Origin of the sequence: Azospirillum sp. ST 5-10, from assembly GCF_051225715.1 — a bacterium.
Lineage (GTDB): Bacteria > Pseudomonadota > Alphaproteobacteria > Azospirillales > Azospirillaceae > Azospirillum.
Genome location: NZ_JBPJSP010000015.1, coordinates 93,774 through 110,795 on the forward strand (window position 1 = coordinate 93,774; position 17,022 = coordinate 110,795).

General features: G+C 74.1%; 14 protein-coding genes and 2 pseudogenes. 14 read left to right on the top strand and 2 right to left on the bottom strand.

Annotated elements, in window-relative coordinates:
• The first annotated feature begins 29 nt into the window (after positions 1–29).
• From ACSBPG_RS17700 to ACSBPG_RS17765, 14 genes and pseudogenes are all read left to right on the top strand, one after another.
• Positions 30–227, top strand: a complete 198-nt coding sequence (locus ACSBPG_RS17700) for a 4Fe-4S binding protein (protein ID WP_435538521.1) — start codon at positions 30–32, stop codon at positions 225–227.
• A 47-nt stretch (positions 228–274) separates the two neighbouring features.
• Positions 275–1,162 (top strand): XdhC family protein, encoded by an 888-nt coding sequence (locus ACSBPG_RS17705; protein ID WP_435538522.1) that lies wholly within the window; start codon positions 275–277, stop codon positions 1,160–1,162.
• A gap of 77 nt (positions 1,163–1,239) precedes the next feature.
• Positions 1,240–4,008 (top strand): molybdopterin-dependent aldehyde oxidoreductase, encoded by a 2,769-nt coding sequence (locus ACSBPG_RS17710; RefSeq protein WP_435538523.1) that lies wholly within the window; start codon positions 1,240–1,242, stop codon positions 4,006–4,008.
• A 109-nt stretch (positions 4,009–4,117) separates the two neighbouring features.
• Positions 4,118–6,460: a pyridine nucleotide-disulfide oxidoreductase/dicluster-binding protein gene (locus ACSBPG_RS17715; RefSeq protein WP_435538524.1), complete on the top strand. Its 2,343-nt coding sequence runs from the start codon at positions 4,118–4,120 to the stop codon at positions 6,458–6,460.
• Positions 6,457–6,681 carry a DVU_1557 family redox protein gene (locus ACSBPG_RS17720; RefSeq protein ID WP_435538525.1) on the top strand — a complete coding sequence of 75 codons (225 nt, stop codon included), beginning with the start codon at positions 6,457–6,459 and terminating at the stop codon, positions 6,679–6,681. Before ACSBPG_RS17715 ends, ACSBPG_RS17720 begins: the two co-directional genes overlap by 4 nt.
• Positions 6,681–7,421, top strand: coding sequence for a DVU_1556 family methyltransferase (gene trsM / locus ACSBPG_RS17725; protein WP_435538526.1), 741 nt, complete (start codon positions 6,681–6,683; stop codon positions 7,419–7,421). The genes ACSBPG_RS17720 and trsM overlap by 1 nt, the downstream gene beginning before the upstream one ends.
• Complete coding sequence (locus ACSBPG_RS17730) at positions 7,418–7,909, top strand: DVU_1555 family C-GCAxxG-C-C protein (RefSeq protein ID WP_435538527.1); 492 nt, start codon at positions 7,418–7,420, stop codon at positions 7,907–7,909. The genes trsM and ACSBPG_RS17730 overlap by 4 nt, the downstream gene beginning before the upstream one ends.
• Positions 7,909–9,072: a DVU_1551 family NTP transferase gene (locus ACSBPG_RS17735; protein WP_435538528.1), complete on the top strand. Its 1,164-nt coding sequence runs from the start codon at positions 7,909–7,911 to the stop codon at positions 9,070–9,072. Before ACSBPG_RS17730 ends, ACSBPG_RS17735 begins: the two co-directional genes overlap by 1 nt.
• Positions 9,069–10,466 (top strand): radical SAM (seleno)protein TrsS, encoded by a 1,398-nt coding sequence (gene trsS / locus ACSBPG_RS17740; RefSeq protein ID WP_435538529.1) that lies wholly within the window; start codon positions 9,069–9,071, stop codon positions 10,464–10,466. Before ACSBPG_RS17735 ends, trsS begins: the two co-directional genes overlap by 4 nt.
• A gap of 7 nt (positions 10,467–10,473) precedes the next feature.
• Complete coding sequence (locus tag ACSBPG_RS17745) at positions 10,474–12,549, top strand: DVU_1553 family AMP-dependent CoA ligase (protein ID WP_435538530.1); 2,076 nt, start codon at positions 10,474–10,476, stop codon at positions 12,547–12,549.
• A 131-nt stretch (positions 12,550–12,680) separates the two neighbouring features.
• The gene (locus ACSBPG_RS17750; protein WP_435538531.1) at positions 12,681–14,384 is read left to right on the top strand and encodes a helix-turn-helix domain-containing protein; all 1,704 of its coding nucleotides are present in this window, start codon (positions 12,681–12,683) and stop codon (positions 14,382–14,384) included.
• Positions 14,385–14,448: 64 nt separating this feature from the next.
• The gene (gene hypB / locus ACSBPG_RS17755) at positions 14,449–15,225 is read left to right on the top strand and encodes a hydrogenase nickel incorporation protein HypB (protein WP_435538532.1); all 777 of its coding nucleotides are present in this window, start codon (positions 14,449–14,451) and stop codon (positions 15,223–15,225) included.
• A gap of 30 nt (positions 15,226–15,255) precedes the next feature.
• A pseudogene (locus ACSBPG_RS17760) lies at positions 15,256–15,390 on the top strand (IS256 family transposase); the annotation flags it as partial.
• Positions 15,391–15,496: 106 nt separating this feature from the next.
• Positions 15,497–15,721, top strand: a pseudogene (locus ACSBPG_RS17765) (IS5/IS1182 family transposase); the annotation flags it as partial.
• 149 nt (positions 15,722–15,870) lie between these two features.
• On the opposite strand, the gene ACSBPG_RS17770 reads toward ACSBPG_RS17765, so the two are convergent.
• Both ACSBPG_RS17770 and ACSBPG_RS17775 read right to left on the bottom strand, forming a co-directional pair.
• Positions 15,871–16,662 (bottom strand): SDR family oxidoreductase, encoded by a 792-nt coding sequence (locus tag ACSBPG_RS17770; RefSeq protein ID WP_435538533.1) that lies wholly within the window; start codon positions 16,660–16,662, stop codon positions 15,871–15,873.
• The gene (locus tag ACSBPG_RS17775) at positions 16,659–17,000 is read right to left on the bottom strand and encodes a nuclear transport factor 2 family protein (protein WP_435538534.1); all 342 of its coding nucleotides are present in this window, start codon (positions 16,998–17,000) and stop codon (positions 16,659–16,661) included. The genes ACSBPG_RS17770 and ACSBPG_RS17775 overlap by 4 nt, the downstream gene beginning before the upstream one ends.
• Positions 17,001–17,022: the final 22 nt, after the last annotated feature.

Sequence of the window (17,022 nt, forward strand, 5' to 3'; positions counted from 1 at the left end):
TGCGGGCACGCGGGAAATGGAGGAAGGCCATGGCCTATCGAATCGACGCGGAACTGTGCAGCGCCTGCGGCTCCTGCGAGGACGTCTGCCCCAACCAGGCGATCACCCACAAGGGCAAGCTGTTCAGCATCAACCCCAAGAAATGCAAGGAGTGCGAGGGCGACTACGACACCCCGCAGTGCGCCGACGTCTGCCCGAACGGCGCCTGCATGCCGGCGGCCGCGTAACGCCGCCCGGCCGCACGCAACACCGACGAGGCGCGGGAGGAACGGTCATGGACGTCTACGAGGAACTCATCCGCGAGCGCAGCGAGGGACGCTCCTGTGCGCTGGCGACCATCGTCAACGTGGTGGGGTCCACCCCCTCCTACTCCTGCGCCAAGATGCTGGTGCGCGAGGACGGCTCCATCGTCGGCACCGTCGGCGGCGGGGCCGCGGAGGGCTACGCCATCGCCGCGGCGCGGGACGTGCTGGCGTCGGGCCGGTCACAGATGCTGTCCCTCAACCTGCACGAGAACCCGCTGATGGACACCGGCATGGTGTGCGGCGGCCGCCTCGACATCTTCGTCGAGGCGATCCGTCCGGCCGCCGTCGCCTACATCTTCGGCGCCGGCCACATCGGCGTCGTCACCGCGCGGCTCGCCCGCATGATCGGCCTGGAGGTCGAGGTGATCGACGACCGCCCGGAGTTCGCCAACCGGGACCGCTGTCCCGACGCCCGGGAGGTGCACGCCGGCGAACTGGCGGCGATCACCGGCGGGCTGCGCCCCGACGCGCGGTCGCTGATCGTCATCGCCACCCGCAGCCACGCCTTCGACGCCGACGTGCTCGCCTGGGCCCTCGGCACGCCGGCCGGCTACATCGGCATGATCGGATCGAAGCGCAAGATCCTCACCGTCTTCAACAAGCTGCGCGCCGAGGGCGTGGCGGCGGAGCGCTTCGCCCGCGTCCACGCGCCGCTCGGCCTGCCCATCGGCGCCGACACGCCGGAGGAGATCGCGGTCGCCATCGCGGCCGAGATGATCGCCCACCTCCGCGACGCCGAAGCCGTCCGTCCGCTGATGCGCTCGATGGCCGACTGCGTCGGTGGCGGCGGTGGCGCCGGGGCGAAGCGGCCGCACGGGGCCGCGGCACCGGCGCCGGAGGACCGCCACGCGGCGTGACCGCCTTGTCCGGCGGTGGAAACCAGCCCGCGCGAGACGGGCACGTCGGTCTCGCCCTTCCCATCGGAGAGGAACCCATGAAGCGCATTCCTTTGAACGTCAACGGTGTCGAACGCTGGGTCGTGGCCGAAAAGGATGCGTCGCTGGCCGACGTCCTGCGCCAGCAGATGCTGCTCACCGGCTGCAAGGTGTGCTGCGAGGACGGCCAGTGCGGCGCCTGCACCGTCATCATCGACGGCAAGCCGGTCCGCGCCTGCATGACCCCGGTCGACAAGGTGGCGCCGCACGCCGCGATCACCACCATCGAGGGGCTCGGCACGCCCGGCAACCTGCACCCGCTGCAGGTCGCCTGGATGGCCCACGGCGGCGCCCAGTGCGGCGTCTGCACGCCGGGCTTCATCATGTCGGCCAAGACCCTGCTCGACCGCACCCTGTCGCCGACCCGGGAAGAGGTGCGCGCCTGGTTCAACCGCAACCGCAACCTGTGCCGCTGCACCGGCTACAAGCCGCTGGTCGACGCCGTCATGGACGCCGCCGCCGTGCTGCGCGGCGAGAAGACGGCCGAGGAGCTGGTTCCCGCCGCCAAGGAGGACGGCTCCATCCTCGGCACCCACTACATCCGGCCGTCGGCCCTCGCCAAGGTGACGGGCACCTGGGACTTCGGCGCCGACGTCGCGCTGCGCATGCCGGAAGGCACCCTGCGCCTCGCGCTGGTCCAGGCCAAGGTGTCGCACGCGCTCATCAAGGGCATCGACACCGCCGAGGCGGAAGCCATGCCGGGCGTGGAGAAGGTCATCACCTGGAAGGACGTCCGCGGGCGCAACGCCATCACCGGCCTGATCACCTTCCCCACCAACAAGGGCGACGGCTGGGACCGGCCGATCCTGTGCAAGGAGAAGGTCTTCCAGTACGGTGACGCCATCGCCATCGTCGCCGCCGACACCGAAGCGCACGCCCGCGCCGCCGCCGACGCGGTGAAAGTCGACCTGGAGGTCCTGCCCGCCTACATGTCGGGCTTCGCCGCCCTGGCGCCGGACGCCATGGAGATCCATCCCGGCGTGCCCAACGCCTATTACGAGCAGGGCGTCGCCAAGGGCGAGGACACCAGGCCCTTCTTCGAGACGGCGGCGGCCACCGTCGACGTCACCACCTACTGCAGCCGCCAGCCGCACCTGCACCTCGAGCCGGACTGCGGCGAGGCCTTCATCGACGACGACGGGGTCCTGACGATCCTGTCCAAGAGCATCGGCGTGCACCTGCACCACGCCATGATCTGCCCCGGCATCGGCGTGCCGCCGGAGAAGCTCCGCCTCATCCAGAACCCGACCGGCGGCACCTTCGGCTACAAGTTCTCGCCGACCATGGAGGCGCTGCTCGGCGTGGCGGCGCTGGCGACGGGCAAGCCGGTCTCGCTGGTCTACGACCAGTACCAGAACATCACCTACACCGGCAAACGCAGCCCGGCCAACATCAACATCCGCCTGGCCTGCGACGCCGCCGGCAAGCTGACGGCGATGGAGACGGACTGGTGGCTCGACCACGGCCCCTATTCCGAGTTCGGCGACCTGGTGACCCTGCGCCAGGCCCAGTTCACCGGGGCCGGCTATCATCTGGAGAACATCCGCGGCCATGGCCGGACGGTCGCGACCAACCACGCCTGGGGCTCCGCCTTCCGCGCCTACGGCTCGCCGCAATCCTTCCTGGCGTCCGAGACCGCCATCGACATGCTGGCCGAGAAGATGGGCGAGGACCCGTTCGAGTTCCGCTACAAGAACCTCTACAACGAGACCTCGACCACGCCGACCGGGCAGAAGCCGGACGTGCTGGTGCTCAAGCAGCTCTTCGACCTGCTGCGGCCGAAGTACGAGGAGGCGAAGAAACGTTGCCGTGATCTGTCGACCGACACGGTCAAGCGCGGCGTCGGCCTGTCGCTGGGCATCTACGGCTGCGGCCTTGACGGCCCCGACAGCTCCAACGCCCGGGTCGAGCTGACCGCCGCCGGCGTCACCGTCTACAACGCCTGGGAGGACCACGGCCAGGGTGCCGACCTCGGCACCCTGACCATGGCGCACGAGGTGCTGCGCCACGCCGGCGTCCGGCCCGAGCAGATCCGGCTGGTGATGAACGACACCTTCGGCCCGAACTCCGGCCCGGCCGGCGGCAGCCGCTCCAACGTCTTCACCGGCAACGCCACCCGGGTGGCGGCGGAGATGCTGCTCAACGCCATGAGGAAGCCCGACGGCACCTACCGGACCTACGACGAGATGGTCGCCGAGAACATCCCGCTGGTCTACGACGGCACGTGGGTGGCGGCGGCGTGCAGCGACTGCAGTCCCGACACCGCCCAAGGGGCGCCGTTCCCCGTCTACATGTACGAAGTGTTCATGCCCGAGGTCGAGGTCGACCTGGAGACCGGCAAGGCGCGCGTGGTGAAGTTCACCACCGCGGCCGACGTCGGCACCATCATCAACCGGACCACCGTGGACGGGCAGATCTACGGCGGCCTGGCCCAGGGCATCGGCCTCGCCCTCAGCGAGGACTTCGAGGACCTGGAGCTCCACAACACCCTGCGGGACTGCGGCATCCCCTATCCGAAGGACGTGCCCGACGACATCGAGATCCTCTATCTCGAAACGCCGCGGCCGCTCGGCCCCTTCGGTGCCGCCGGCGTCGGCGAGGCGCCGCTCACCGCGCCGCACCCGGCCATCCTGAACGCCATCCACAACGCCTGCGGCGTGCGCATCTTCCGCGTCCCGGCGTTGCCGGAGGTGATCAAGATGGCGCTCGACGCCAAGGCGGGCGCCGCCGCGGCGGCCGAGCCGGCGCGCGAGCACGAGCACCACTGAGCGTGGTCCTGCTCCGAGCGCCCGGGCGGCCGCCCCGCTCCCCGTCCGTCCTCGGGCGGCCGGGGAGGGGTGGCCGCCCGCCCCGCCATTCCGCACGGAGGGCAGCGACGTGGACAGCGAGCGTGTCAAGGCATGGGAGGCGCGGTGCACCGAGGAGCAGCCGCCGGCCTGCATGGCCGCCTGCCCCCTGCACGTCGACGCCCGCGCCATGCTGGAGGCGATGGCGGCCGGCAACTTCACCGCCGCCTTCGCGACCTATGCGCGGGTGGTGCCCTTTCCCGCGATCCTCGGGCACATCTGCGACCATCCCTGCGAGGCCGCCTGCCGCCGGTCCGAGGCCGGCGGGGCGGTCCGCATCGCCGCCCTGGAGCGGGCCTGCGTGGAGGAATCCTACGCCACCCTGCGGCGGACCGCCCAGCGCATCCGCAAGCCGAGGCGCGTCGCCGTCGTCGGCGCCGGGCTGGCCGGGCTGACCGCCGCCTTCGATCTCGCCATGAAGGGGCATGCCGTCACCGTCTTCGAGGGCGAGGCGCATCCCCTGGAACGGCTGCGGCACGACCACCCGCCGGAAACCCTGCCGCCGGCGGCGGTGACCGGCGACCTCGGCTTCCTCGCCGGACTCGGCGTCGAGATCCGCTGCCGGACGCGGATCACCGGCGACGACGGGCCGCGCGGCCTCGACACGCTGGTGGCCGGGCACGACGCCGTGCTGCTGGCCATCGGGCCGGGGCCGGCGCTCGCCTTCGCGCCGACCGTCCGCCTGACCGGAGAGGGGCGGGTCGACGCCGACCCCGCCACCCGCGCTACCAGCCATCCCAAGGTGTTCGCCGGCGGCGTCCACGGCGCGCCGGGGCAGGTCTATTCGCCCGTCGGCTCGATCCGCGACGGGCGCCGCGCCGCCGCCTCGATCGACCGCTTCCTGCAGGGCGCTTCGCTGACCGCCAACCGCACCGACGCCGAGCGGACCGGCGGGACCTGCCTCTACACCGACACGGGCAGGCGACCGCCGCTGCCGCCGGTCGACCCGGCGGATGCCGCCGCCGGCTACAGCCATGCCGAGGCGGTGGCCGAGGCGGCGCGCTGCTTCCCCTGCCACTGCCTGGAGTGCGTCAAGGCCTGTGCCTTCCTGGAGCACTACAAGACGTTCCCGCGCCGCGCCATCCGCGAGATCTACAACAACGACAGCATCGTCATGGGCAACCGCAAGGCCAACCGCATGATCGACAGCTGCACCTTGTGCGGCCTGTGCGCGGCGGTGTGCCCGACCGACCTCGCCATGGGCGACGTCTGCCTCCACGCCCGCCAGAGCATGGTGGAGAGCGGCCACATGCCGGCCTCGCACCACGAGTTTGCGCTGCGCGACATGGCCTTCAGCCGCTCCGAGGCCGTCGCCTTCGCGCGCCACCAGCCGGGACACGCCGGCAGCGCCTTCCTGTTCTTCCCCGGCTGCCAGCTCGCCGCCTCCTCGCCCTGGCACGTCGAGAGCGTCTACCGGCACCTCGCCGACCGGCTGCCCGGCGGGGTCGGGCTGATGGTCGACTGCTGCGGCGCCCCCGCCCACTGGGCCGGCCGCCGCGACCTGCACGCCGAGGCGGCCGCCGGCCTGCGCGCCGCCTGGGACGCGCTCGGCCGGCCGGCGGTGATCACCGCCTGCTCCTCCTGCCTGTCGATGTTCCGCGACACCCTGGCGGAGATCCCCGCCCGCTCCCTGTGGCCGGTGCTCGCCGAGATCGGCTGGCCGGCGGGAACGCACGAAGCACCGCCGCGCCGGCTCGCCGTCCACGATCCCTGCACGGCACGCCACGACAGCGAAGCGCAGCGCGCCGTGCGTGCCCTGGCCGCCGGCCTCGGCGCCGAGGTGCGCGAGCTGTCGGGGGCGGAGCGCACCACCTGCTGCGGCTTCGGCGGGCTCGTCGCCTTCGCCAACCCCGAGGTCGCCGACAGGATCGTCGACCGGCGCATCGCCGAGAGCGCCGACGACTACCTCACCTACTGCGCCATGTGCCGCGACACTTTCGCCCGGCGCGGCAAGCGGGCGCTGCATCTCCTCGACCTCGCCTTTCCGGGGGATCACGATGGGGATCCGGCGGCGCGGCCCGATCCGGGCTTCTCGCGCCGGCGCGACGGGCGGTCGCGGCTCAAGGGCCGCCTGCTGCACGAGCTGTGGGGTGAAGCCATGACCAGCGATGCCGAGCCGCCGCCGGCGGTCATCGTCTCCGACGCGGTCCGCGCCGACCTGGAACGCAAGCTGATCCTCGTCGAGGAGGTGGCCGCGGTGGTGGAGGAGGCGGAGCGCACCGGCCGCAGGCTGAAGGACCGCGCGTCCGGGCGGCTGATCGCCTCGCGCCGCATCGGCAACGTCACGGTCTGGGCCGAGTACGAGCTGACCGCGGCCGGCCCGGTCGTCCACCGCGCCTACGGCCATCGCATGGACGTGGAGGCGAAGACATGATGCCCGCCCCCGACACCTCCGACGGCGCCTCCGCCGCCGCCGACCTCGTCTGCCTGCGCTGCGACGTGCCGCTGCAGGTGGGGCCGGTCGCCGCCTCCTACCTCGGCCAGACCTTTCCGGTGGCACTGCCGCGCTGTCCGTCCTGCGGCTTCGTCTACGTCGACGAGGCGCTGGCCGGCGGGCGCATGCTGAAGGTCGAACAGGCGCTGGAGGACAAGTGATGGGCGCACCGCTCGCCACCCCGACCGGCCTCTACGGCAGCGGCCTCTACGGCAGCGGCCTGGTCACCGACGCGGCGGGGGAGCCGCTGCGCCCCGGCGGCCTCGCCCTGACCGGGGCGCTGCTCGACCGCGCCGGCTTCGCGCCGGGCGACCGGGTGGTCGACGTCGGCTGCGGCCAGGGGGCGAGCGTCGCGCTGATGGGCGGCCGCGGCCTGCGCGCCGTCGGCGTCGACGCGGCGGACGGGCCGCTGGCGGCGGCGCGGGCGCGCGGGGTGCCGGTGCTGCGCGCCCGCGGCGACGCCCTGCCGCTGGCCGACGGCAGCGTCGACGGCGTGCTGTCGGAATGCAGCCTGTCGGTGATGGCCGACCGCGGACGGGCGCTGGCGGAGTGGGCCCGGGTGCTGCGGGCGGGCGGGCGGCTCGCCCTCGGCGACGTCTATGGCCGCCGCCCGGACGGCGCCGCTGCGGCGGAGGGCTGCGCCGCGCTGGCCGGCCGGCGCGCCCTGGAGCGCGCCGTCGCCGCGGCGGGCCTGCGCGTCGCCGGCTTCGAGGACCGCTCCGAGGTGCTGGCGGGCTGGGTCGCCCGGTTCGTCTTCCGCTACGGCTCGCTGGACGCGCTGTGGGGCGGCGCCTGCGGCCTCACCGCCGAGGCCGCCCGGCGGGCGGCGCCCGGCTACTGCCTGCTCGTCGCGCGCAAGCCCGGCGACGCGGCGGCACGAGGAAAAGGAGACCACCGATGAACGAGGACACGTTCCGGATCGCCGAACTCCTGCTGCAGGGCTACAAGTGCAGCCACATCCTGGTGAAGCTGGCGCTCGAGGCGCAGGGCCGCGACGCGCCCGACGTGGTGCGGGCGATGTCGGGGCTGGCCCTCGGCATGGGGCGCGGCTTCAACTGCGGCGCCCTGAGCGGCGGGTGCTGCGTGCTCGGCCTGTGCGCCGGCCGCGGCGCCGACGACGAGACCGAGGACCCGCGCTTCAAGGTCATGCTCGACGAGTTCGCCGAGTGGTTCGAGACGATGGCGACCGAGACCTACGGCGGCATCGACTGCGCCGACATCATGGCCTTCGACCAGAGGCTCAAGCAGGAGCGCTGTCCGGCCCTGATCGCCGAGGTGTGGCGGCAGGTCCAGGAGACGATGGCGGACCACGGCGCCGCGGTGGCGGCGCCGCCCCGCGGACCGGCCGCGGCGGGCGGCGGCGCGGGCGCCGGCGCGGAGGCGGTGTGATGGACGGCCGCCCGCCTTGCGGTGCCGTGGCGGCGGTCGTCCTCGCCGCCGGCCGGTCGTCGCGGATGGGCGCCTTCAAGCCGCTGCTGCCCTTCGGCGGCCGGTCGGTGCTCGGTCACGTCGTCGACGGGCTGCGGCGGGGCGGCGTGGCGACCATCGTCGTCGTCTACGGCCACAACGCCGCCGCCATGGCGGCGGCCGTGGCGGATCTCGGCGTCGCCGGGGTCGAGAATCCGGCCTACGACCGCGGCATGCTGAGCAGCGTGCAGGCCGGCATCGCCGCCCTGCCGGAAGAGGCGGCGGGCTGCCTCGTCCTGCCGGTCGACATGCCGCTGGTGCGGCCGTCGACCGTCGCCCGCATCCTGCGGGCCGCGGCGGACACCGGCGCGCCGCTGCTGCACCCGGTCTTCGCGGGCCGCCGCGGCCACCCGCCCTTCGTCGCCCGCGCCCTCTTCGCCGACGTCCTGGCGGCGGCGGGTCCGGGCGGGCTGCGCGCCGTCCTCGAACGCCACGCGGGCGAGGCGCGCGAGGTTGAGGTGTTCGACGGCGGCTGCCTGCGCGACATGGACGAGCCCGACGAGCACCGCCGGCTGGTCGAGGCCCTGGCCCACCACGACTCGCCGGGCGACGAGGAGTGCGAGGCGATGCTGGCGGCGGCGGGGGCCGCCGAGCCGGTGCGGCGGCACGGCCGCGCCGTCGCCGCCCTGGCCGAGGCGCTGGCCCGCCGGCTCGGCGCCGCCGGCGTCGCGCTCGACGTCGACCGGCTGCGCGCCGCGGCGCTGCTGCACGACATCGCCAAGGGCAGTCCCCGTCACGCCGAGGCCGGCGCGGCCCTGGTCGCCGGGTTCGGCTTCCCCGAGGTCGCCGCCGTCATCGCCCGCCACATGGAGCTGCCCGCCGAGGTCCGGTGCCTCGACGAGGGCGCCGTGCTGTTCCTCGCCGACAAGCTGATCCAGGGCGAGCGGCGCGTGCCGCTGGAGGAGCGCTTCGCGCCGGCCCTGCGCCGGTTCGCCGGCGACGCCGAGGCCCTGGCCGGGGCGCGGCGGCGCCACGCCGCGGCCGCGGCGGTGCTGCGGGCGGTGGCGGACCGCCTCGGCGACCGCCTCGGTGACCGTGGCGATCCCGCCGCCGTTCTTCCCGCCGTGATGGAGAGCGTGCCATGACCCTCGCCGCGCCCCGCGTTTTCCTGGGCGAGACCGAAAGCGTCTGCCCGGAGTGTCTGGCGACGGTGTCGGCCTGGCGGTTCGCCGAGGACGACACGGTGTACCTGGAGAAGAGCTGCCGCGCGCACGGCACCGTCGCCGTGCCGGTGTGGCGGGGCCTGGAGAGCTACCGGCTGTGGGGCCGCGGCGCCCGTGCCCACGCCCGTCCGCCCGTCTGCGCGACGGCGGTGCGCCACGGCTGCCCGCACGATTGCGGCCTCTGCCCCGACCACCGCCAGCAGAGCTGCTGCGTGCTGCTGGAGGTCACCTCCCGCTGCGACCTCGCCTGTCCGGTGTGCTTCGCCTCCGCCGGGCGGCACGGCCGCGACGCCGACCTCGCCGAGATCGGCGGCTGGCTCGACACCCTCGCCGCGGCCGGCGGGCGTGTCCACATCCAGCTGTCGGGCGGCGAGCCGACGCTGCGCGACGATCTGCCCGCCATCGTGCGGCTGGTCCGCGCCCGGGGGTTCGACTTCGTCCAGCTCAACACCAACGGCGTGCGCATCGCCCGCGAGCCGGACTATCTCGCCGCCCTGGCCGGGGCCGGCCTCGACTGCGTGTTCCTGCAGTTCGACGGGGTGAGCGACGAGACGCACCGCCGCCTGCGCGGCGCCCGGCTGGCGGAGCTCAAGGCCCGCGCCGTCGCCAACTGCGGCGCCGCCGGGATCGGCGTGGTCCTGGTGCCGACCGTGGCGGCCGGCGTCAATCTCCACGAGATCGCCGCCGTCGTCGACTGTGCCAAGGCGGCGATGCCGACGGTGCGGGCGGTCCACTTCCAGCCGATCAGCCGGTTCGGCCGCCACCCCGCGGCGCTGGGGGCGCTGGAGCGGGTCACCCTGCCGGAGGTGATGGAGGCCCTGGTGGCGTACAGCGGCGGCTCCATCGCCCTCGGCGACTTCCAGCCGGGCTCGGCGGAGAACCCCTACTGCTCCTTCAGCGGCCGCTTCCTCGTCGACGACGACGGCACGCTGCGGGCGGAGCGCACGGCGCGGCCGTCCTGCTGCGGTGTCCCCGCCGCGGCGGAGGCGGCGAAACCGAGCGGCTGCTGCGGCTCGACGGCGCCCAGCCCGGACGTCGACCGGGCGCGGCGCTACGTCGCCGGGCAATGGGGCCGCGCCGCCGCCGGCGACGGACCGGCCGAAGGGCTGGAGGCGTTCGACACGCTCCTCGACCGGCGCCGGCGCACGCTGGGCCTGTCCGGCATGGCCTTCCAGGACGCCTGGACCTTCGACGTGGAGCGGGTGCGCCAGTGCCACATCCACGTGGTGGCGCCGGACCGCCGGGTCATCCCCTTCTGCGCCTACAATCTGACGGACCGCCAGGGCCGCGCCCTCTACCGCGCGACCGGCCGGTGAGGTGGCGATGACGAACGAAGCGTCCCCCATGGCCACGCTCGACGCCTGGACGGCGCGCCGGATGGCCGTGCCTGAGCCGCTGACGCGCCGCGCCGTCGAGGACCATCAGCTCGCCCGCCTGCGCGAGACGCTGGCGTTCGTGCGCACCGCCAGCCCCTTCTACCGGAGCCGCGCCGACTGGCCGGACGGGCCCCCCGCGACCCTGGCCGACCTCGCCCGCTTTCCCTTCACCACCCCCGGCGACCTCGCCGCCGCCGCGCCGCCGCTGCTGGCGGTGCCGCAGAGCGCCGTCGCCCGCATCGTCACCCTGGACACCTCGGGCACCAGCGGGCCGCCCAAGCGCGTGTTCTGCACCGAGGAGGACCTCGAGGACACCGTCGACTTCTTCCACCACGGCATGGCGCTGTTCGCGCGCCCCGGCGACCGGGCGGTGATCGCCTTTCCCGCCCGGCGCCCCGGCGGCGTCGGCGCCGGCCTGGCGGCCGCGGCGCGGCGCCTCGGCGTCGAGCCGGTCGCCGCCGAGCCGGACCGGCCGCTCGAGGAGCTGGTGGCGCTGCTGCGCGCCGAGCGGCCCGCCGTCGTGTTCGGCACGCCGGTGCGGCTGCTGGCGGCGGCCCGGCTGGCGGCGAGCGACGGCGGGCCGGCGGTGGCGCCGCGCGCCGTCCTGCTCAGCGCCGACCGCGTGCCCGCCAGCCTGCGCGACGCCCTGGCCGGCCTGTGGCGGTGCGCCGTCTTCGCCCATTGGGGCATGACCGAGACGGGGCTGGGTGGCGCGCTGGAATGCGCCGCCCACGCCGGGATGCATCTGCGCGAAGGCGACCTGTACGTCGAGGTCGTCGATCCCGACACCGGCACGCCGCTGCCGCCCGGCGCCGCCGGGGAGATCGTCGTCACCACCCTGCGGCGCCGGGCCCTGCCGCTGGTCCGCTACCGCACCGGCGACCGCGGCCGCCTGCTGCCGGGCCCCTGCCGCTGCGGCTCGGTCCTGCGCCGGCTCGACGGTGCGGTGGAGCGGCTCGCCGGCGCGGTGGCGCTGCCGGGCGGCGGGGCGCTGACCCTCGCCGCCCTCGACGAGGCGCTGTTCGGGCTCGACGCCGTCGCCGACTTCGGCGCCGCCCTGGAGGAGGGGGGACGGCCACGGCTTTCCCTCGTCGTCGCCACGCCGCCGGCCCGGCGTGGCCGGCACGTCTGCGCGGCGGTCCGCGACCGGCTCGCCGGGCTGCCGGCGCTGGCGGCACCGCTCGCCGACGGCAGCCTGGCGCTGGAGGTGGCGTTGGCCGCCGGCCCCGCCTGCCGGCACGACGGCAAGCGGCGTCTGGCGCGGCGTCCGGCCGGCGCCATCCCCTGGCCGCGCGCCGCCCTCTTCGACCTCGACGGCACGCTGGTCGATTCGGTGGGCGACGTCCATGCGGCGCTGAACGAGGCGCTGCACGCGGCGGGCGAGCCGGCGCTGCCGCTGCAGGCCGTCCGGCGGATTCTCGGCGGCGGGGCGCGGGCGCTGGTCGAGCGCGCCCTCGCGCTGCGGGGCGTCGCGCCCGACCCGCGACTCCGCGAGCTCGTCCTGGCCCGGTTCCTGGCGCTCTACCGTCCGCCGCCGCTGCGGTTCACGACGCTCTGCCCGGGCGCCGCCGAGGTGCTGCGCGTCCTCGCCGAACGGGGCGTGCGGCGGGCCGTCGTCACCAACAAGGGCGAGGCGGACGCCCGTGCCGTCCTCGCCCGCTTCGGGCTGGAGGCGGCGGTGGACACGGTGGTCGGCGGCGACGCCGGCCCGCCGAAGAAGCCGCACCCCGGGCTCCTTCTCCTGGCCTGCCGGCGCCTCGGCATCGAGCCCGCGCAGGCGGTGTTCGTCGGCGACGGCGAGCACGACATCGACGCCGCCACGGCCGCCGGCATGGCGGCCGTGGCCGTCCGCGGCGGCTGCTCGGCGCGTCGGGTCGACGACCTTGGCGCCGCCCGGGTCATCGATTCCCTGTGGGATCTGCCGGCCGCATTGCTCTCGATCAAGGCGGGGGACGTCCGTCCGGGTGCAGAATCGCCGATCTTCGCGGCCGCGGCTCCGGACCGACGGGCGCAAGCGGGGTGATCGTGGATCCGGGCGATCACGGAGGCCGTGCGGGGGCGACGCGGCGGGACGACGGACACGAAAGGCGTCTGCGGATGACGCGATCGGACGCGGAGCCGTGCGGGAGCGGCTCGGGGGACCGGAACGGGTGCGTGGAGCGGGGGACCGGCCGCTGCGCCGGTTGCGAGGGCGTGCCTGCGGCCGGGCGGCCGCCGGGCGGGTTCCGCGCCTCGGCGGCGGCCGTCGTGCGGATGCCGCGCGACCCCGACAACATGCTGGCGTTGCGGCGGGAGTTCCTGGCCACGGGCATCGTTCCCGCCGACGTGCCGCTGCCGATCATGCGCTCGTGGCAGCGCAGCGCCGCCCATGGCCTGCGTCTCGACGCGCCGCCGCGGGCGGAGGCGGTGTCGCGGCAGGCCCTGCGCGAGGTGCTTGAGCGCAACCAGTTCCTGGTCGAGGCGGCCTGCGGCGAGATCGAGTCGCTGTGCCGCGACCTGGAGCTGACCGGCGGCATCGCCGTCCTCACCGACGCCGAGGGCGTCGTCCTGATCCGCGCCGGCAGCCCGTCCTTCGCCGTCGCGGCGGACCGGGTGGCCCTGCGCCCGGGGGCCCACTGGGGGGAGGGCAGCGTCGGCACCAACGCCATCGGCACCGCGCTGGTGGAGGGCAGCGCGCTGTCGGTGGTCGGCGGCGAGCATTTCCTCACCTCGAACGGCGTCCTCAGCTGCTCCGCCGTGCCCATCCTCGACCCGTGCGGCGCGATCGTCGGCATCCTTGACGTGACGACCGAGGCGGACACGCCGCACGCCTACACCCTGCCGCTGATGCGCCGGGCGGTGGAGCAGATCGAGCGGCTCCTGTTCGAGCGGGCCTGCAGCCGGCAGGAGCAGATGCATCTCCACGCCAATCCCTACCTGCTGGGTGGCCCGCACGAGGGGCTGCTCGCCTTCGACGGCGACCGCCTCGTCGGCGCCAACCGCCAGGCGGTCGACCTGCTGGGGCTGTCCTGGTCGGCCGTCGGCGCGGCGCGCTTCGACCAGCTCTTCTCCGTGCAGCACGGCAGCGTGCGCCGCCACGCCGCGTCCGACGAGTGCGTGGTGCAGACGATGCGCGGCTCGACGCTGTTCGCCCGCATGCAGCCGCCGGCGGCGGCGCCGTCGCGCCGCCAGGAGGCGCCCCCGCCCGCCGCCGAGCCGGCGGTGCTGCGGCCGATCCACGAGATCCTCGACCGGCTGCTCGACGGCCGCTTGGCCGGCCAGGTCGCCGTCCGCAGGATGAAGGCCGGCCATCTGCTCTACGGCTCGCAGGAGGTCGAGGAGGGCGGCGAGTTGGTCCTCGTCGTGCGCGCCGGCCGCCTGCGCTGCTTCGCCTCCTTCGAAGGCAAGGAGCTGACCCTCTTCACCCTCGACGCCGGGGACGCGATCCTGCTCCACTCCGAGACCATGCTGGAGGTGAAGAGGGACTGCGAGGTGGTGGTGCTGCGCGAGGCGACCTTCCGGCGGCTGGTCCTGGAGGACCCCGGGCTCGGCCTCGCGGTGCTGCCGGCCGTCGAGCGCATGCTGCAGAAGTCGATCCGGATGATCGAGGACATGGCCTTCCACGGGGTCCGGCACCGTCTGGTGCGCGCCCTGTGCGAGGCCGCCGAGCGCGACGGGCGGCGCACCCGGCAGGGCGTGGTCATCGACGTCGCCCCGCACGGCGAGGATCTGGCGATGGAGGTGGGCGCCACCCGCCAGTCGGTGTCGACGGTGGTGGCCGAGCTGATCCGCGGCGGCGTGCTGCAGCGGCTCGGCAACAGCTCGATGGTCATCCCCGATCTCGACCGCCTGAAGGCGGAACTGGAACCGCCGCCCTGACGGCCGGCGGCTGACGGCCAGCTCCGCCGCCCGGCCGGAGACGCGCGGAAAGGACGCAAGACCCATGTGCGACCAATGCGGATGCGGGGCGGATCGACCGCCCGACGGCGAGACAAGCTCGGTCCTGGACAGTCTGCGCGCGGCGAACGACCGGATGGCCGCCCGCGTCCGCGCGCATCTCGACGCCCGCGGCGTGCTGGCGGTCAACCTGATGTCCTCGCCCGGCGCCGGCAAGACCAGCCTGCTCGAGGCGACCATCGGCGCGCTGCCGGCCGGCGTGCGCGTCGCCGTCGTCGAGGGCGATCTCGAGACGGAGAACGACGCGCGGCGCATCCGGCGCCACGGCGTGCCGGCGGTGCAGATCACCACCGGGGTGGCGTGCCATCTCGACGCGGCGATGGTGCACGACGCCCTCGCCGCGCTGCCGCTCGACGGGATCGACCTGCTGTTCATCGAGAACGTGGGCAACCTCGTGTGCCCGGCCGGCTTCGCCGTCGGTCAGCACCGCGACGTCGTGCTGCTGTCGGTGACCGAGGGCGACGACAAGCCCGAGAAGTACCCGTTCGTCTTCCGCGCCGCCGACCTGGTGCTGATCACCAAGACCGATCTCCTGCCCTACGTCGGCCAATTCGACGTCGCCCGCGCCCGCGCCGCGGTCGAGCGGGTGGGCGGTCCGGCGGCCGTGGCCGCGCTGTCCGCCATGAGCGGCCACGGCCTCGGCGCCTGGATCGCCTGGCTGCTGGCGCAGCGCGACCGGCACCGGGCGGCGGGCCGCCGGCATCTCCTCGGCCGCGCGGAGGAGCCGCCACGGACCGGAAGCCCGGCCACCCCGCCGGCGTGATGAACGCGGCGCAGGTGCGGGGGCGTCGGCACGGGCCTGATCGGCGCCATCCTCCTGGAACAGAGCGGTGAATGGGCCGTCCAGAGATCCCGATATACGACCTTGGAAACCATGGCTCCCTTGAGCGATGGTCCCTCCATCATGCTCCGCGCCGTGAACGCATGAATTCACCGGCCGGACATGCCGGAGAATTCGGACCAAATGCCCGAGCTACACCACTTCTCGGGAGACGACCGCGCCCTGGCGGTCGATGTGCGGCTGACCGCCGCACCGGATTACCGTCGGGGCGGACAAGGCCTACGACCCCAAGGATTTCGTGGCCGCGCTGCGGGCGCTGAACGCTGCCCCGCACGTGGCACGGAACGCCAGCAACCGCCGCTCCGCCATCGATGGGCGCACCACCCGCCACCGCGGCGTTGCCCGCGTCGGCCGGATGTGCACCCTTACCGCCGCCGCCCACACTTTGGTGCGCCTGCCCAGGCTGCTGGCCGCCTGACCAGCACCCGGAGTCCGCCCGCAAGACGGCTCCGGGGCCAAGAAGCCGCCGGAATCCACGCGGTTTCGCCGAGAACGGGCGCATTCCTACCAAATTTCGTGCCTTTCCAAGCCGAATGCCCCCGCACCGGCGGGTTTTTCCGCGCCCTGCTAGACCGTCGGGATCGTTCCGCCATCGATGACGTGTTCCGCGCCGTGGATGGCGGAGGCACGATCCGAGGCCAGGAAGGCGATGAGCTCCGCCACTTCCTCGGGTTGGGAAGGGCGTCCCAGGGGAATGCCCCCAAGCGCATCCAAGACGTTTTGGCGCGCCGCCTCAGGCGTTCCGCCGGTGCTCGCCGCGATGCGGGTCATCAGGGCGTCGGCGGCTTCCGTGTAGATCCAGCCCGGCGAGACGACGTTGACCCGCACGCCCTTCGGTCCGAGCTCCTTCGACAACGCCTTGCTGTAGGTCGTCAAGGCGGCCTTGGCCGCCGCATAGGCAGTCGTGGAGTCGTGCAGCGGCAGTTGCCGCTGGATGGAGGAGACGTGGATGACCACGCCGTTGCCGCGAGCCATCATCTGCGGCAGCAAGGCTCGATCGAGCCTCACCGCCGCAAACAGGTTCAGGTCAAGTTCGGCGCGCCAGTGATCGTCCGTCAGGGCGGCGAAGCCGCCGCCGGGCGAAGTCGAGCCTCCCAGAACGTGCACCAACACGTCCACGCCGCCGAAGTGCTGCATGGCCGCTTCGGCGAGTCTTTGGGTCCCCACGGGAGTGGTCAGGTCCGCTTCCACGAGGCGGACGCCGGTCAGATCGTCGACACCGCCGCGCGCCGCCGTCAGGACCTGGGCACCGCCCGCCACGAACCTCTGGACGGTCGCTCGGCCGGTGCCCTTGGTGCCGCCGGTAACGACGACTCGACGGCCCTGGAACTCGGTGGGATCGGGACGGGCGGACATCATGCGATCTCCAGGGCGACGATCGCCCCGTCCTTGAGTTGGAAGCGGAAGGTGAAGCGGATCGGGCTGCCGCTGAAATTCCCCGCGGTCCGGCCATCCACCACGATACGGCCGGCCTCTTCGCCCCAGGCGTCGGGGGTGAAGACCGCCCGGCTGTCGAGCGTCGCCGTCTGGATCCATGCCCTGAGCTCCTCGCGGCCCTCGTGTCGTCCGCCCTCGTGTCGTCCGCCGTCGTCGAGGACGACCGCGTCCGGCGCGAAGGCTGCGAGCATGCCCTCGGCGTCGAGCCGAGCATTCGCCTCGACATAGGCGGCAATCGCGGGCGGCAGATCGTGGTCCATGAGATCCCTCCGGGAATGCGTT

What these genes read in the sequence shown, in the direction of transcription:
- trsM (WP_435538526.1), top strand. Translation starts at nt 6,681, where the DNA reads ATGGGCGCACCGCTCGCCACCCCGACCGGCCTCTACGGCAGCGGCCTC.
- ACSBPG_RS17770 (WP_435538533.1), bottom strand. Translation starts at nt 16,662, where the DNA reads ATGATGTCCGCCCGTCCCGATCCCACCGAGTTCCAGGGCCGTCGAGTC.
- ACSBPG_RS17735 (WP_435538528.1), top strand. Translation starts at nt 7,909, where the DNA reads ATGGACGGCCGCCCGCCTTGCGGTGCCGTGGCGGCGGTCGTCCTCGCC.
- ACSBPG_RS17730 (WP_435538527.1), top strand. Translation starts at nt 7,418, where the DNA reads ATGAACGAGGACACGTTCCGGATCGCCGAACTCCTGCTGCAGGGCTAC.
- ACSBPG_RS17700 (WP_435538521.1), top strand. Translation starts at nt 30, where the DNA reads ATGGCCTATCGAATCGACGCGGAACTGTGCAGCGCCTGCGGCTCCTGC.
- ACSBPG_RS17775 (WP_435538534.1), bottom strand. Translation starts at nt 17,000, where the DNA reads ATGGACCACGATCTGCCGCCCGCGATTGCCGCCTATGTCGAGGCGAAT.
- ACSBPG_RS17705 (WP_435538522.1), top strand. Translation starts at nt 275, where the DNA reads ATGGACGTCTACGAGGAACTCATCCGCGAGCGCAGCGAGGGACGCTCC.
- ACSBPG_RS17745 (WP_435538530.1), top strand. Translation starts at nt 10,474, where the DNA reads ATGACGAACGAAGCGTCCCCCATGGCCACGCTCGACGCCTGGACGGCG.
- ACSBPG_RS17710 (WP_435538523.1), top strand. Translation starts at nt 1,240, where the DNA reads ATGAAGCGCATTCCTTTGAACGTCAACGGTGTCGAACGCTGGGTCGTG.
- ACSBPG_RS17720 (WP_435538525.1), top strand. Translation starts at nt 6,457, where the DNA reads ATGATGCCCGCCCCCGACACCTCCGACGGCGCCTCCGCCGCCGCCGAC.
- trsS (WP_435538529.1), top strand. Translation starts at nt 9,069, where the DNA reads ATGACCCTCGCCGCGCCCCGCGTTTTCCTGGGCGAGACCGAAAGCGTC.
- hypB (WP_435538532.1), top strand. Translation starts at nt 14,449, where the DNA reads ATGTGCGACCAATGCGGATGCGGGGCGGATCGACCGCCCGACGGCGAG.